Genomic DNA, 12,986 nt, shown 5'->3' with positions numbered 1-12,986 from the left:
ACGGGGCCGGCCCGCCGAGGAGCCGGGGGACCGGGGCTGTCAGGCCGCCGCGAGGCAGGCGACCGCGACGGCGCCGGCGTGGCAGCCCCACCCCAGCACCGTGCCGACGTGGAAGATCTCGTGGAAGCCGAAGACCCGCGGTGCGGGGTTCGGACGCTTGAGCGCGTAGGCCACGGCGCCGAGCGTGTACGCCAGCCCGCCGGCGGCGAGGAGCCAGACGACCGCGGGGCCGCCCGTGTGCCAGAAGTCGGGCATGAACCACACGGCCACCCAGCCGAGCGCCACGTAGACCGGCGTGTAGACCCACCGCGGGGCCGAGAGCCAGAACATGCGGCTGAGCGTGCCGAGCAGCGCGCCGCTCCAGACCACGGAGAGCAGGATCGTGGCCGTCCGTGGCGGGAGGAGGATGGCGGCGAGCGGCGTGTACGTGCCCGCGATGAGCAGGAAGATGTTCGTGTGGTCGAGGCGCCGCAGCAGGGTGGCCAGGCGTGGCCGCCACGTCCCGCGGTGGTAGATCGCCGAGGTGGCGAACAGCTGGACCGCGGTGAGCGCGAAGACCGCGCACGTCACGCGGGCGGTGAGCGTCGGTGCGGTGACCACCAGGGCCAGGCCGACGACGAGCGCGATCGGCGCCGTGACGAGGTGGATCCAGCCGCGGGCGAGCGGCTTGGCCTCGTGGGCCCCGGGGGCGACGGAGTGCGCCCCGGGGAGCGCGGTACCCGCGGCGTCGGCCGGGGTCCCGGTGTGCGCGGCGTCGGCCGGGGCACCCGGCTCGACGTGGTCGTCCGGGGCGACGGGCGCGGGCGTCCCGGGAGCGGCGTTCATGACCAACAACCTACACCTGTGTAGGTTCGCGCGGTACGCCGCCCCCGATGCTCGACGACGATCCAGGCCGGGCGGTGCGCGGACGCCCCGGCCATGGTCGCTACGCTGCGGGGATGGTCGCACCCGGCGACGATCGGACGGAGGTGGACGGTGCGCTCGAGCGACGTGCTGTACTCGCTGTACGAGCGGCGCCTGCTGGCCGAGATCGACCGGACGCGGATGCCGAAGCACGTCGGGGTCATGCTCGACGGCAACCGGCGGTGGGCGCGCTCGGTCGGTGCGCAGACCGCGGACGGTCACCGACGCGGGGCCGACAAGGTCCACGAGCTGCTCGCGTGGTGCGAGGAGGTCGGCGTCGAGGTCGTCACGCTGTGGATGCTGTCCACGGACAACCTGCGCCGCGACCCGGACGAGATCGCCGACCTGCTCGAGATCATCGTGGGCTCGGTCGCATCGATCGCCGCGACCGCCCGGTGGAACGTCCGGCTCGTGGGCTCGCTCGACCTGCTGCCGCCCGACATCGCCGACCGGCTGCGCGCCGCCGCCTCGCCGACCGGTGACGCCCTGGTCGTCAACATCGCCGTCGGCTACGGGGGGCGCGAGGAGATCGCGGACGCCGTGCGGGCGCTCCTGCGCGAGCGCGCAGCCGAGGGGCGGTCGCTCGAGGAGGTCGCCGACTCGCTGACGGTCGCGGACATCGACGGCCACCTCTACACCTCCGGCCAGCCCGACCCGGACCTGCTCATCCGCACCTCGGGCGAGCAGCGGCTCGGCGGGTTCCTCCTGTGGCAGTCCGTGCACTCCGAGCTGTACTTCTGCGAGGCCTACTGGCCCGACTTCCGCCGCGTCGACCTCCTGCGGGCGCTGCGCGACTTCTCCCACCGGGAACGCCGCCTCGGCCGCTGACCGCGCGCCGTTCGTCGTCGTCGGACGGTGATCTCCGTGACACCCGCGTGTCGGTCACGTGAACAGTTGACGAACCTGCTCGCCGCGCCCGCGAGCCTCACGCCCACGCTGTCGGGCGCGGCGTAGTTTCGATACCGACGGACGGCACGCTCGCCGTCCTCCGGGAGGTCGCCCATGGCGCACACGTTGCGCGTGACGGGGGCCGGCCGGCCCCCGTGGGCCGTCCGCCCGCCCCGAGTCCGAGGCCGGCGCGTCGAGTGCCGGGCCGAGGGTCCTGACCCGCGCACCAGCGCCGGAGGGAGCACGACGTGAGCACCACTGCCGCCCAGCACACCGCGTCCGAGCCCGTCACCACCACGGGGAGCGAGGTCGCCGCCGAGCTCGGCGTCCCGGAGCCGCAGGGCACCGCGCTGCGCACCTACGTCCTCGACACCTCGGTGCTGCTCTCCGACCCGCGGGCGATGACGAAGTTCGCGGAGCACGACGTCGTCCTGCCGGTCGTCGTGGTCACCGAGCTCGAGGCCAAGCGGCACCACAGCGAGCTGGGCTACTTCGCCCGCGCCGCGCTGCGCCTGCTCGACAGCCTGCGCGTCAAGCACGGTCACCTCGACCGGCCGGTGCCCGTCGGCACGGACGGCGGCACGCTGCGGGTCGAGCTCAACCACTCCAGCGACCAGGTCCTCCCCTCGGGGCTGCGCCTCGGGGACAACGACACCCGGATCCTCGCCGTCGCGGCGAACCTCGCGGCCGAGGGCAATGCGGTGACGGTCGTGACCAAGGACCTGCCGATGCGCGTCAAGGCCTCGGCGGTCGGGCTCGACGCCGAGGAGTACCGCGCCGGCCAGGTCGTCGACACGGGTTACACGGGCATGGCGACGGCGGACGTCACCGAGTCCGAGATGGCCCAGCTGTGGAGCGACGAGTCGCTCGAGGTCGGGGACCTCGCCACCCCCGGGGACCTGCCCGACCAGCCCGTCAACACCGGGATCGTCCTTCACTCGCCGCGCGGCTCGGCCCTCGCACGGACCTCCGCGGGCGGGCGCCTGACGCTCGTGCGCGGCGACCGCGAGATCTTCGGGATGCGGGGGCGCTCCGCCGAGCAGCGCGTGGCGATCGACCACCTCGTCAACCCCGACGTCGGGATCGTCTCCCTCGGCGGCCGGGCGGGCACCGGCAAGTCGGCGCTCGCCCTGTGCGCGGGCCTCGAGGCGGTCCTCGAGCGGCGCGAGCACAAGCGGATCCTCGTGTTCCGCCCGCTGTACGCCGTGGGCGGCCAGGAGCTCGGCTACCTGCCCGGCACCGAGGCCGAGAAGATGAACCCGTGGGCGGACGCGGTCTTCGACACGCTCGGCGCCGTCGTCGACTCGCAGGTGGTCGAGGAGGTGATGGGCCGCAACCTCCTCGAGGTCCTGCCGCTCACCCACATCCGCGGGCGCTCGCTGCACGACGCGTTCGTCATCGTCGACGAGGCCCAGTCCCTCGAGCGGAACGTGCTGCTGACGGTCCTGTCCCGGATCGGTCAGAACTCGCGGGTCGTCCTCACCCACGACGTCGCGCAGCGCGACAACCTCCGGGTCGGCCGTCACGACGGCGTCGCCTCGGTGGTCGAGGCGCTCAAGGGCCGCGAGCTCTTCGCCCACGTCACGCTCACGCGCTCCGAGCGGTCGGCCGTGTCCGCCCTGGTCACCGACCTGCTGGAGACCTACGAGGTCTGAGAGCCGGAACCGCGCACGTCGCCCCGGTCCCGCTCAGGGGCCGGGGCGACCTGCGTCCGACGACGACGAACCGCAGTCTCGACGGTCAGGGGGTGGGGGCGGGCGCCGTCAGCGGCGTCTCCCCGACGTCCCCGACGGCGTCGACGAGCAGCGCCGTCCCCTCGGCCAGCGTGTACTCCACGCCGACGACGGCGGTCTCGCCGGCCTCGACGGCCCGGCGCACGTGGGCCGAGTAGTCGACGAGCATCTCGACGGTCGCGCGGACGTGCTGGCGACGCAGCTGGTCGGTCGGCGGGAGCGTGAGAGCCACGTCCTCGGCCGGCGTCGCTTCCCGACCGGCGTCGGTGTCGTCCTCACCGGGCAGGACGGCACGCGTGACGAGCGAGGGGATGACGCGGTCGACGATCGTGCGGACGAAGCCCGTGGGCATCCGGCCGGTCGACAGCGCCTGCACGGCGGCCCCGACGGCGCCGCACGAGTCGTGCCCGAGGACCACCACGAGGGGGATCCCGAGGATGTCGATCCCGTACTCGATCGACCCGATGACGGTCGTGTCGAGGACGTGGCCCGCCGTGCGCACGACGAACAGGTCGCCGAGCCCCTGGTCGAACACCAGCTCGGCGGCGACCCGGGAGTCCGAGCACCCGAGCACGACGGCGAACGGCTTCTGGTCGACCGAGACCTGCGTCCGCCGGGCGGCGGACTGGTCGGGGTGCTCCATCGTGTCGGCGACGAACCGGTGGTTGCCCTCGCGCAGGCGCGCCCACGCCTCGGCGGGCGTGGGTCCGGCGCTCACGCGGTCGCCCCCGACCCGGCGGCGCCGTCCTCCTCGCCCGAGGGCTCGGCCTCGCTGCGCGCCTCGTCCAGTGCCCGGCGGGCGCCGTCGAGCCAGGACTGGCAGCGGTCCGCGAGGGCCTCGCCGCGCTGCCACAGCGCGAGGGCCTCCTCCAGCGGGAGCTCACCGGACTCGAGGCGACGGACCACACCGACGAGCTCGTCGCGTGCCTGCTCGTAGGACAGGTCGGCGACCCCCTCGGCGGGGTCGGGCGCGTCGCCGGATGCCGACGCGTCGGACGCCCCCGCTCCCGCATCCGCGGCGTCACCGCGGGTCTCTTCGGCGGGGGAGCCGGGGTCGGAGGCGGTCCGGGCCCGGCGCTGCGGGTCGAGGGAGTCGGGGTGCTGCATCCTCACGTTCACGCCGTCAGTCAACTACACCTCGCGGGTGGCGACGACCTCGACCCCGAGGCGGCCCGCGTGGAGGATCGCCTCGAGCCGGTCGCCGGTGGCCACCTCGGCCTGGTCCCGCACCACCTGGCCGTCGCGCCGCCGCAGCACGGCGTACCCGCGCGCGAGCGTGGCCGCCGGTGAGAGTGCGAGCAGGCCCCCGTGGGCCCGGGCGAGCTCGGCGGACGCCGCGGAGAGCCGCCCGTCGAGGGAGGCGCGGGCGCGGTGCCGCAGCGCGGCGACCTCGGCGGTGGGCCCCTCGAGCATCGACTCCGGGCGGGCGAGCACCGGCCGGGCACGCAGCGCCGCGACCTCGGCGACCGCGCGGTCGAGGCGGGCGAGGACGGCGCGTCGCACCCGCGTGCGGGCGTCGTTCACCCCGGCGCTCTCGCGGGCGAAGTCGGGCACCACGCGCCGGGCGGCGTCCGTCGGTGTCGAGGCCCGCACGTCCGCCACGAGGTCGAGCAGCGGCGAGTCGCCCTCGTGGCCGATGGCGGAGACGACCGGCGTGCGGCACGCGGCGACCGCGCGGACGAGCGCCTCGTTGGAGAAGGGGAAGAGGTCCTCGACGGACCCGCCGCCCCGGGCCACCACGAGGACGTCGACCTCGTCCATGGCATCGAGCTCGGCGAGCGCGGCGCTGACCTGAGGGACCGTGTCGACGCCCTGGACGGCGACCTCGCGGACCTCGAACCGGACCGCCGGCCACCGCAGCCGCGCGTTCGTCAGGACGTCGTCCTTCGCCTTGGCGTTGCGTCCGCAGACGAGCCCGACGACGCGGGGGAGGAACGGCAGCGGACGCTTGCGCGAGTCGTCGAACACGCCCTCGGCGGCGAGGACCTTGCGCAGCGCCTCGATGCGGGCGAGCAGCCCGCCCACGCCGACCGCCCGCAGGTCGTCGGCCCACAGGTTGAAGCTGCCGTTCTTCGTCCAGAAGCTCGGCTTCGCGTGCGCGACCACGTGGGCGCCGGGCGCGACCTCGTCCGGCAGCGCGCGGGCCGCGATGGAGATCCGCAGCGACATCTCGGCGTCGGTGTCCCGCATCGTGAGGAACGCCGTGCGTGCGCCGGGCCGGCGGTTGACCTCGACGAGCTGCCCCTCGACCCAGAGCGCCGACATGCGGTCGACGTACTCGGCGATCTTCTGCGAGAGCAGCCGGACCGGCCACGGCGCCTCGGGCGTGGTGGCGGCGGCGGTGGCGGGCAGCGGCGCCCGCTCACCGGCGTTCTCGGCGCTCACGCGCGGGCGAGGATCGCCTCGGCGTCCGGGTCGAAGTCGTCCGCGAGCGCGGAGAGCCGCTCGACCTCGGGGGTCTCGCCGATCGCGCGGGCCGCCTCGCGCAGGGCGAGGACCGCGAGGACGACTCCGTGGTTCGGCACGTGCGACGCGGGCACCGGGCCCTGGCCGCGCCACCCGCCCTTGCGCAGCGCGTCGAGCCCGCGGTGGTAGCCGGTCCGGGCGAACGCGTAGGCGGCGACCGGGTCGTCCGCGAGCGCGGCGCGGGACAGGGTCGCCCAGGCGAGGGACGAGGCGGGGTGCGCGGCGGCGACCTCGCGGGCGTCGGTGCCGGCGTCGAGCGCGGCTCGGGCCGGGGCGTCGGGGCCGTCCTCGGGGAGTCGGACGGGGTCGGGCGCGAGGAGGTTGTCTGCCATGTGCCCATCGTCGCACCGCGGCCCGACAGGGGCGCTCTGTCCGCCCCGCGCGCTGCCGGTTCGGTCGGACCTGCCTACGCTCGACGTCGGACCACCTGCACGACGACGGACGAGGACCCGCGATGACTCACCCCCACGACGACGAGATCGACCCGACCGTCGCCGTCCCCGGCTCGATGGCCGCCCAGGTGCGCGCGTCGAGGCGACCGCTGGCCGAGCGGCAGGCGGGGGCGGGGGCGGGACCGGCCGGTCCGACGACGACGAACGGCGCGCCGGGTGGTCCCGGTGGCGTCACGGCAGGCCGGTCCGGTGCGGGCGGAGCGCCAGGGGCCGACGCGACCGCCCCGCTGGCGCCGGTCGACGCGCAGGCGACCGGCGACCTGCCGCCCACGCAGGCCCAGGGGGAGGGGGCCTACCGGGTGCCCACGGACGGATCCGCCCCGACTCCAGGACGTGGTGCGTTCGACTCCGCCGCGACCCCGCAGGACCCCGGGGCGCAGGTGTCCACCGCCGAGATCCCGGCCCTGTCCGAGCCGGCCCCGACGGGCTGGGGCCCCGGCGGACAGGGCGGCCCGGGATGGCAGGCCGGCCCGCCCCCGGGTGGGCCGGGGTTCGGCCCCTCGGGACCCGGTGGCCCGGGGTACGGGCCGGGTGGTCCCGGTCCTGGCGCCCAGGGCGCGCCCTACGGTCCCGGGGCTCCCTACGCGCCGGGCCGTCCGCCGTCGGGGGCCGCTCCCTACCCGGGCCCGCGGCCGGCGGGCACCCGGAACGGTCTGCCGCCGGCGAACGGGGCGGTCGTCACGCTCTCGGTGCTCTGGCGACTCGCCGTCGCGGCGCTCGCGATCTGGGCGCTGTACGAGACGCTCGTGCCCGTCTACGAGGCCGGTGGCTGGGAAGGCGTGGGCGCGCAGCTGACGTTCTTCACCACCGTCAACACGATCCTCGTCGCCCTCGTCATGGTGCTGTCCGTGCTGCGGGTGCTGGGGCCCGGACCCGCGCGGAACCGGCTCGAGGGGCGGCACGGCTGGTTCCGGGGCATGGTGACGACGTACTCGGTGATGACCTCGGTCGTGTTCATCACGCTCCTCGAGGGCGCCCTCGACGAGCGGCTCTCGCTCGTCGTGCACCTCGTGCTGCCGGTGGCGATGGTCCTCGACTGGCTCGTGGTGGGCCGCAACCAGGACCGGGTCCCCGGCTACTGGCCCGTCCTGTGGGTGCTGCCGATGTTCGCCTACCTCGCGCTCTACATGTGGCAGTCGGACCGCTGGGGATACGCGATCTACCCGTTCGTCGATCCCGGGGCGTCCGACTTCGTCTCGACGGTCGCGTTCCTGCTCGGCGGGTGGCTCGCCTGCGGGTACCTCGTGTGGGGGATCGGCCGCGCCCGGGGAGCGGTCCTCGGCCGCTGACGGCCCCACCCGGCCCCGTGTGAGGCCAGCCTCCTCCCGGCCGGGGCTTGCACCGGCCGCCTATCCTGGAGGCGTGACCTCCACCGACACGATCCAGTCCCTGGCCGGCGCGTCGGCGTTCCCGCAGCAGGTCGAGTCCTTCGACTCGCCCGAGGGGAAGCGCATCCTCCTGGCCACGCCCCGCGGCTACTGCGCCGGTGTCGACCGGGCCGTCGACGCCGTCGAGAAGGCCCTCGAGCTCTACGGCGCCCCGGTGTACGTGCGCAAGGAGATCGTCCACAACAAGTTCGTCGTCGAGACCCTGTCCCGCCGCGGCGCGATCTTCGTCGCCGAGACCGACGAGGTCCCCGAGGGCGCCCGCGTCGTGTTCTCCGCGCACGGCGTCTCCCCGGCCGTGCACGCCCAGGCCGCGGCCCGCAACCTCGCGACGATCGATGCCACCTGCCCGCTCGTGACCAAGGTGCACAAGGAGGCCGTCCGGTTCGCGAACGACGACTTCGACATCCTCCTCATCGGCCACGACGGCCACGAGGAGGTCGAGGGCACCCAGGGCGAGGCGCCCGAGCACATCCAGGTCGTCAACGGCCCCCACGAGGTCGACCAGGTCGAGGTCCGCGACCCCGAGCGCGTCATCTGGCTCTCCCAGACCACGCTGAGCGTCGACGAGACGATGGAGACCGTGAACAAGCTCCGCGAGCGGTTCCCCGCGCTGCAGGACCCGCCGAGCGACGACATCTGCTACGCCACGCAGAACCGCCAGGTCGCGGTGAAGAAGCTGGCGCCGGAGTCCGACGTGGTCATCGTCGTCGGGTCGGCGAACTCCTCGAACTCGGTCCGCCTCGTCGAGGTCGCCCTCGACGCCGGGGCCGGCTCCTCCTACCGCGTGGACACCGCCGACGAGATCGACCCGGCCTGGTTCGACGGCGCGACCTCGGTGGGCGTGACGTCCGGGGCGTCCGTGCCGGAGATCCTCGTGCGGAACGTGGTGCTGCGGCTGCAGGAGCTCGGGTTCCTCGCCGTCGAGGAGGTGCGGACCGCCACGGAGGACGTGCTCTTCTCCCTCCCGAAGAACCTCCGCGCCGACCTCAAGGCGTCCGGCGTCCAGGTGGACCAGCCGCGCCGGGCTCGCGCCCCGCGCGCCCAGGCCTGACGGCGCTGCCCCTTCCAGCCTCGGCCTGACGACCTCGGCCTCCGGCTCGACCGCGAACGGCGCGCCCCGGGGTGCGTGACGCTCGCCCCGACATGCCGCGCGAGGCCTTCGGTTCCGCGCCGCCGCGCGGTAGGATCGGGCGAATCGCACGCGTGCGACGCGTGGACCACACGGTGGTGGTCGGCCGCGCGCGGCGGTCCGGAGGTGAGGAGATGTCCGAGACGCAGAGGTCAGGTGGGCACTGGTCCGGCGAGAGCTGGAACACCCCGCAGTCCGACCACACGTTCGCCCCCCGCGGGAAGGCGTTCGCCAACCGCACCCGCGGCGCGCACAACCAGCCGGTCACCCCGTTCAACGAGCAGCCGCACGACCGGCGCGGCGCCGGCGTCATCGAGAGCGTCGTCCGAGCGGTACGCAGGTGGCGGACCCGCTCGACCGTCTGAGGTCCCCACCCGGGCGGGCGCCGTCGGAACGAGCGACGGATACGCTCGCCCGAGTGGCTGCGCCGGACGCGGCCCGCTCCCGACGCCGATGCGTCGGAGCGCCACGTACCGACGGAGCGGAGGTCTCGCGATGAGTGATCAGCAGTACGGGGGTCAGGGCTGGAACCAGCCCCAACAGGGCGGGGCACCCGCCTACGGCCAGAGCGGATGGGGCGAGCAGCAGGGTTACGGCGCGCCGTCCCCCTACGGAGGTCAGGACCCGTACGGCGCGCAGGGCGGCTACGGCTCGCAGCCGGGGTACGGGGCGCAGCCGGGCTACGGCGGTCAGTCCCCGTACGGCGCGCCCGGCCAGCAGGGCTTCCAGGGCGCCCAGGCCTACGGCTCCCCGCAGGGCTTCGGGGCGCCCGTCGGCAGGCGCGTCCCGCTGCCGGTCGGCGGCTGGATCCTCGTCATCGGCTCCGTGATCGCCGCCATCGGTTGCTTCCTGCCCTGGCTCGAGGTCTCGGTGTTCGGGCAGTCGGACAGCATCAACGGCATGGAGGACGGCAACGACGGTCTCCTCATCCTCCCGATGGCGGTCCTCGCCGCGGTCGGCGGTGTCCTCATCGGGATCCGGAAGGGCGCCGCATGGATGGCGATCGTCGGGCTCGTCCTCGCCCTGGCTGTCGCCGGGATCGGCCTCTACGACCTCGTCGACGTCAACGACGAGATCGAGGCGCAGGGCGCCCAGGAGTTCATCGACATCGGGTTCGGGCTGTACGCGGTCGTCGCGGGCGGCGTCGTCGGGCTCGTCGGCGGCATCATCGCGCTCGTCAAGAAGACGAACGCCTGACCCGGAGCGGCGCGCGGCGCGACCGATGAGCGGGCGGAAGGACTGGGGCCACAGCGGCACCAGGCGTCGCTCGAAGGCCGGCCGCCCGCCGCGCTACGGGTTGCACGGCACCTATGGGACCGGTCCCGCGGACGTCCCGCGCGCGCCGCAGATCCAGTTCTCGGCGCCGCCGGTCGAGGTCCCGCCGCGCCGCCGCGTCCGCCGGCGCCGGCTCGACGAGCTGCCGATCCACGGGTGGATGCTGCTGGGCGGTGGTGTCCTCTCGGTGGTCGGCTTCTTCTTCCCGTGGGTCACGATGGAGCGCGGGCTGCAGCCGGACCTCATCCACCACGGGACGGACGAGAGCTCGTCCGCGGTGGTGATGATCGTTCTCGCGCTCGTCGCCGTGGCGGCCGGGGTGACGTTCCTCGTCGTCCACGCGCCGGCGTGGCCGGGAGTCCTCGGTGCCCTCGCGGCGCTGTCCGTCGCGGCGACCACCGTCCACGACCTCGTCACCCTGCGCGGACGGATCGAGGCGGAGGACGCCTGGAACCGCATGGATGTCGGCTACGGACAGATCGTCGTCGTCATCGGCGCCGTGACCACGTGCCTCGGCGGCGTCTGGGCGGCCCTCGCGGCCGGCGTGGAGGACGACTGACTCGAGCCGCGTCCCTGCGCCCTGCCGTGCTCCGCCACGCGGGCCGCGGCGGCACACCCCGCCCAGCGGCCACGGGTCACCGTCGGGGACCCGCGGCTGCCCCGGGCGGCCGCCCCTCAGCCGGCGCGCTCCCCGCGCACGGCCCGCACCTGCGCCGCCCCGTCCTCGACGTCCGACGCGGCGAGCTCCGGCGCCGTGAACGCCCGGACCTGCGCGTCATCGGCGTCGATCGGCGCGAGCTCGAGGTCCTTGGCGCCGAGCGACTCGAGTGAGCGCGCGGTGACGAGCAGGCGCCCCTCGATCGAACCGACGGCGCTGTTGTAGTGCCCCACGGCTGAACGCAGGGAGGACCCGACCCGGCCGAGGTGCCCGGCCACGGTCGCCAGGCGATCGGCGAGGGTGCGGCCGAGCTCGAGCAGCTCGCCCGCCTCGTCGGCCGCCTTCTCCCCGCTCCACACCGAGGCCACCGCGCGCAGGAGGGCGAGGAGCGACGACGGCGACGTCGGTGCCACCCCGCGCGCGAGCGCGTGCTCGAGGAGCCCCGGGTCGGCCTCGAGCGCCGCCCCGAGCAGCGGCTCCGAGGGCAGGAAAAGCACGACGAGCTCGGGGCTCCCCGGGAGCTCCGCGTGGTAGCCGCGCGACGCGAGGGCGTCGACGTGCCCGCGCAGCGCCTTCGCGTGGGTAGCGAGCAGCCGTTCGCGGCGCTCGGCGTCGGCCCCCCGTGCTCCGGGGTCGATCGCGCTCGCCTCGAGGTAGGCGTCCATCGGGACCTTCGCGTCCACCGCGAGCGTGCGCCCCCCGGGCAGGTGGACGACGAGGTCCGGGCGGGCGGCCGAGCGCGAGCCGGCGATCGAGCCTGCGGTGCGCTGGGTGTCGAAGTCGACGTGCGCGAGCATCCCGGCGGACTCGACGACCCGGCGCAGCGTCACCTCGCCCCACTGGCCGCGTGACCCGCCCGCGCGCAGCGCCCGGCCGAGCTCGCCGGTCGCGGCCACGAGCTCGGCGTCCGCGCGGCGGGCGGCCGCGAGCTGCTCGTCCAGCGCGGCGGCGCGCGCGGCACGCTCGCGCTCGAGCAGCTGGACCTGCCGGCCGACGTCGGCGAGCCCGGAGCGCAGGGGGGCGAGCGCCTGGAGGACGTCGGCGTCGGAGGTGGCCCGCTCGCGCATCTCCGCGACCTGGGCGGACAGCTCCTCGGCCCGGGCGCGTGCGGCGCCGAGCTCGGCGGCGTCGGTCGCCGCACGGTCACGACCCGAGCTCGCCCGCGCAGCCTCGCGGCGCCCGACCACGAGTGCGTGAGCGCCGGCACCGACGGCCGCCCCGACGATCAGGGCGAGGAGGACGACGAGCACGAGCACCGGGGCAGGGACGGTCATGCCGCCATCGTCACAGGAGCCGCCGACACCGGAGGGGCGGCCCGGATGGGCGCCCGGGCACCGGACGCGGTCGTCGGGCTCTCGGTGCCGGCCTCCGAGCGCCGTCCCGGTCACGCCGCAGCAGGACAGGAGGCCTCGGCACGGCGTCGTCCGTGGTGGGACGATGGCGCCCCTGCGCGGCCGACGGTGGTCGCGAGCCCGCGTGGTCCTGCGAAGGAGATCGCCATGACGCTCGAGATCGTCAGCCAGTCGCTCGTCCAGGAGCTCCTCGTCATGGAGATCCCGCCGGTGGACAAGGTCCTGCGGACCATCGGCGTCTACCTCGCGGTCGTCCTCGTCGTGCGCGTGGCGGGCAAGCGGATGCTCGCGCAGATGAACAGCCTCGACCTCGTGGTGGTCCTCCTGCTGAGCGAGGCGATCCAGAACGCGATCATCGGCGACGACTTCTCCGTGTCCGGAGCGGTGCTCGGCGTGGTCGTGCTCGTCGCCACGAACGCGGGGCTCGAGCGTCTGGCGGCACGCTGGGGTTGGGCACGCACCCTCCTCGAGGGGCGGTCGACCGTCCTCATCGAGGACGGCAGGATCGACGACGCGGCGTTGCACCGGCTCGGCATGACGCGCGAGGAGCTGGCGATCGCCCTGCGCGTGCAGGGTGCCGACTCGGCGGCGGAGGTGGAGAAGGCGACGATCACGCAGGGCGGTCAGGTCGGGGTCGACATCCGACCGGAGGAGCAGTCCGCGAGCCGCGCCGACCTCGAGCGGGCCGTCGCCGAGCTGCGGGAGCTCATCGAGGCCCGCCGGACCTGACGGCGCACCCGAC

14 protein-coding genes are annotated in these 12,986 nt (G+C 74.9%); 8 read left to right on the top strand and 6 right to left on the bottom strand.

Features of this window, described 5'->3' with window-relative positions; genetic code table 11:
• Positions 1-39: 39 nt before the first annotated feature.
• Positions 40-825: a PAQR family membrane homeostasis protein TrhA gene (gene trhA / locus AC24FB_RS04970; protein WP_425714802.1), complete on the bottom strand. Its 786-nt coding sequence runs from the start codon at positions 823-825 to the stop codon at positions 40-42.
• 150 nt (positions 826-975) lie between these two features.
• Here trhA and AC24FB_RS04965 point away from each other — a divergent pair, with 150 nt between their 5' ends.
• Together AC24FB_RS04965 and phoH2 are read left to right on the top strand one after the other, a co-directional pair.
• Positions 976-1,731: an isoprenyl transferase gene (locus AC24FB_RS04965; RefSeq protein ID WP_425714803.1), complete on the top strand. Its 756-nt coding sequence runs from the start codon at positions 976-978 to the stop codon at positions 1,729-1,731.
• Positions 1,732-2,192: 461 nt separating this feature from the next.
• Positions 2,193-3,446, top strand: coding sequence for an RNA 5'-3' helicase PhoH2 (gene phoH2, locus AC24FB_RS04960; RefSeq protein ID WP_425714851.1), 1,254 nt, complete (start codon positions 2,193-2,195; stop codon positions 3,444-3,446).
• 85 nt (positions 3,447-3,531) lie between these two features.
• Here the strand turns inward: phoH2 and AC24FB_RS04955 are convergent, their stop codons facing one another.
• The 4 genes from AC24FB_RS04955 to AC24FB_RS04940 are packed head-to-tail and all read right to left on the bottom strand — an operon-like array spanning position 3,532 to position 6,322.
• Complete coding sequence (locus AC24FB_RS04955; protein WP_425714804.1) at positions 3,532-4,242, bottom strand: carbonic anhydrase; 711 nt, start codon at positions 4,240-4,242, stop codon at positions 3,532-3,534.
• A complete protein-coding gene (locus AC24FB_RS04950) occupies positions 4,239-4,631 on the bottom strand; it encodes an exodeoxyribonuclease VII small subunit (RefSeq protein ID WP_487561405.1) in 393 nt (130 codons plus the stop codon). The genes AC24FB_RS04955 and AC24FB_RS04950 overlap by 4 nt, the downstream gene beginning before the upstream one ends.
• Positions 4,632-4,655: 24 nt before the next feature.
• The gene (xseA, locus tag AC24FB_RS04945) at positions 4,656-5,909 is read right to left on the bottom strand and encodes an exodeoxyribonuclease VII large subunit (RefSeq protein ID WP_425714805.1); all 1,254 of its coding nucleotides are present in this window, start codon (positions 5,907-5,909) and stop codon (positions 4,656-4,658) included.
• The gene (locus AC24FB_RS04940; protein WP_425714806.1) at positions 5,906-6,322 is read right to left on the bottom strand and encodes a DUF3151 domain-containing protein; all 417 of its coding nucleotides are present in this window, start codon (positions 6,320-6,322) and stop codon (positions 5,906-5,908) included. The genes xseA and AC24FB_RS04940 overlap by 4 nt, the downstream gene beginning before the upstream one ends.
• 122 nt (positions 6,323-6,444) lie before the next feature.
• On the opposite strand from AC24FB_RS04940, the gene AC24FB_RS04935 reads away from it, so the two are divergent.
• The 5 genes from AC24FB_RS04935 (at position 6,445) to AC24FB_RS04915 (ending at position 10,793) form a co-directional block, all read left to right on the top strand.
• Positions 6,445-7,731 carry a hypothetical protein gene (locus tag AC24FB_RS04935; protein ID WP_425714807.1) on the top strand — a complete coding sequence of 429 codons (1,287 nt, stop codon included), beginning with the start codon at positions 6,445-6,447 and terminating at the stop codon, positions 7,729-7,731.
• Positions 7,732-7,831: 100 nt separating this feature from the next.
• Positions 7,832-8,881: a 4-hydroxy-3-methylbut-2-enyl diphosphate reductase gene (locus tag AC24FB_RS04930; protein ID WP_425714853.1), complete on the top strand. Its 1,050-nt coding sequence runs from the start codon at positions 7,832-7,834 to the stop codon at positions 8,879-8,881.
• 212 nt (positions 8,882-9,093) lie between these two features.
• The gene (locus AC24FB_RS04925) at positions 9,094-9,324 is read left to right on the top strand and encodes a hypothetical protein (protein WP_425714808.1); all 231 of its coding nucleotides are present in this window, start codon (positions 9,094-9,096) and stop codon (positions 9,322-9,324) included.
• 130 nt (positions 9,325-9,454) lie between these two features.
• Entirely contained in the window at positions 9,455-10,156 is a 702-nt protein-coding gene (locus AC24FB_RS04920) for a hypothetical protein (RefSeq protein ID WP_425714809.1), read from the top strand.
• A gap of 25 nt (positions 10,157-10,181) precedes the next feature.
• The gene (locus AC24FB_RS04915) at positions 10,182-10,793 is read left to right on the top strand and encodes a hypothetical protein (RefSeq protein ID WP_425714810.1); all 612 of its coding nucleotides are present in this window, start codon (positions 10,182-10,184) and stop codon (positions 10,791-10,793) included.
• A 116-nt stretch (positions 10,794-10,909) separates the two neighbouring features.
• Here AC24FB_RS04915 and AC24FB_RS04910 read toward each other — a convergent pair whose 3' ends face one another.
• Positions 10,910-12,166 carry a DNA recombination protein RmuC gene (locus tag AC24FB_RS04910; protein ID WP_425714811.1) on the bottom strand — a complete coding sequence of 419 codons (1,257 nt, stop codon included), beginning with the start codon at positions 12,164-12,166 and terminating at the stop codon, positions 10,910-10,912.
• Between the two features lie 225 nt (positions 12,167-12,391).
• On the opposite strand from AC24FB_RS04910, the gene AC24FB_RS04905 reads away from it, so the two are divergent.
• Positions 12,392-12,973 carry a YetF domain-containing protein gene (locus AC24FB_RS04905; protein ID WP_425714812.1) on the top strand — a complete coding sequence of 194 codons (582 nt, stop codon included), beginning with the start codon at positions 12,392-12,394 and terminating at the stop codon, positions 12,971-12,973.
• The last annotated feature ends 13 nt before the right edge of the window (positions 12,974-12,986 follow it).

This window comes from Georgenia sp. Z1344 (assembly GCF_057652375.1).
Note: the sequence above shows the minus strand (reverse complement) of the source record. Positions and strands in the feature narration are given on the sequence as shown.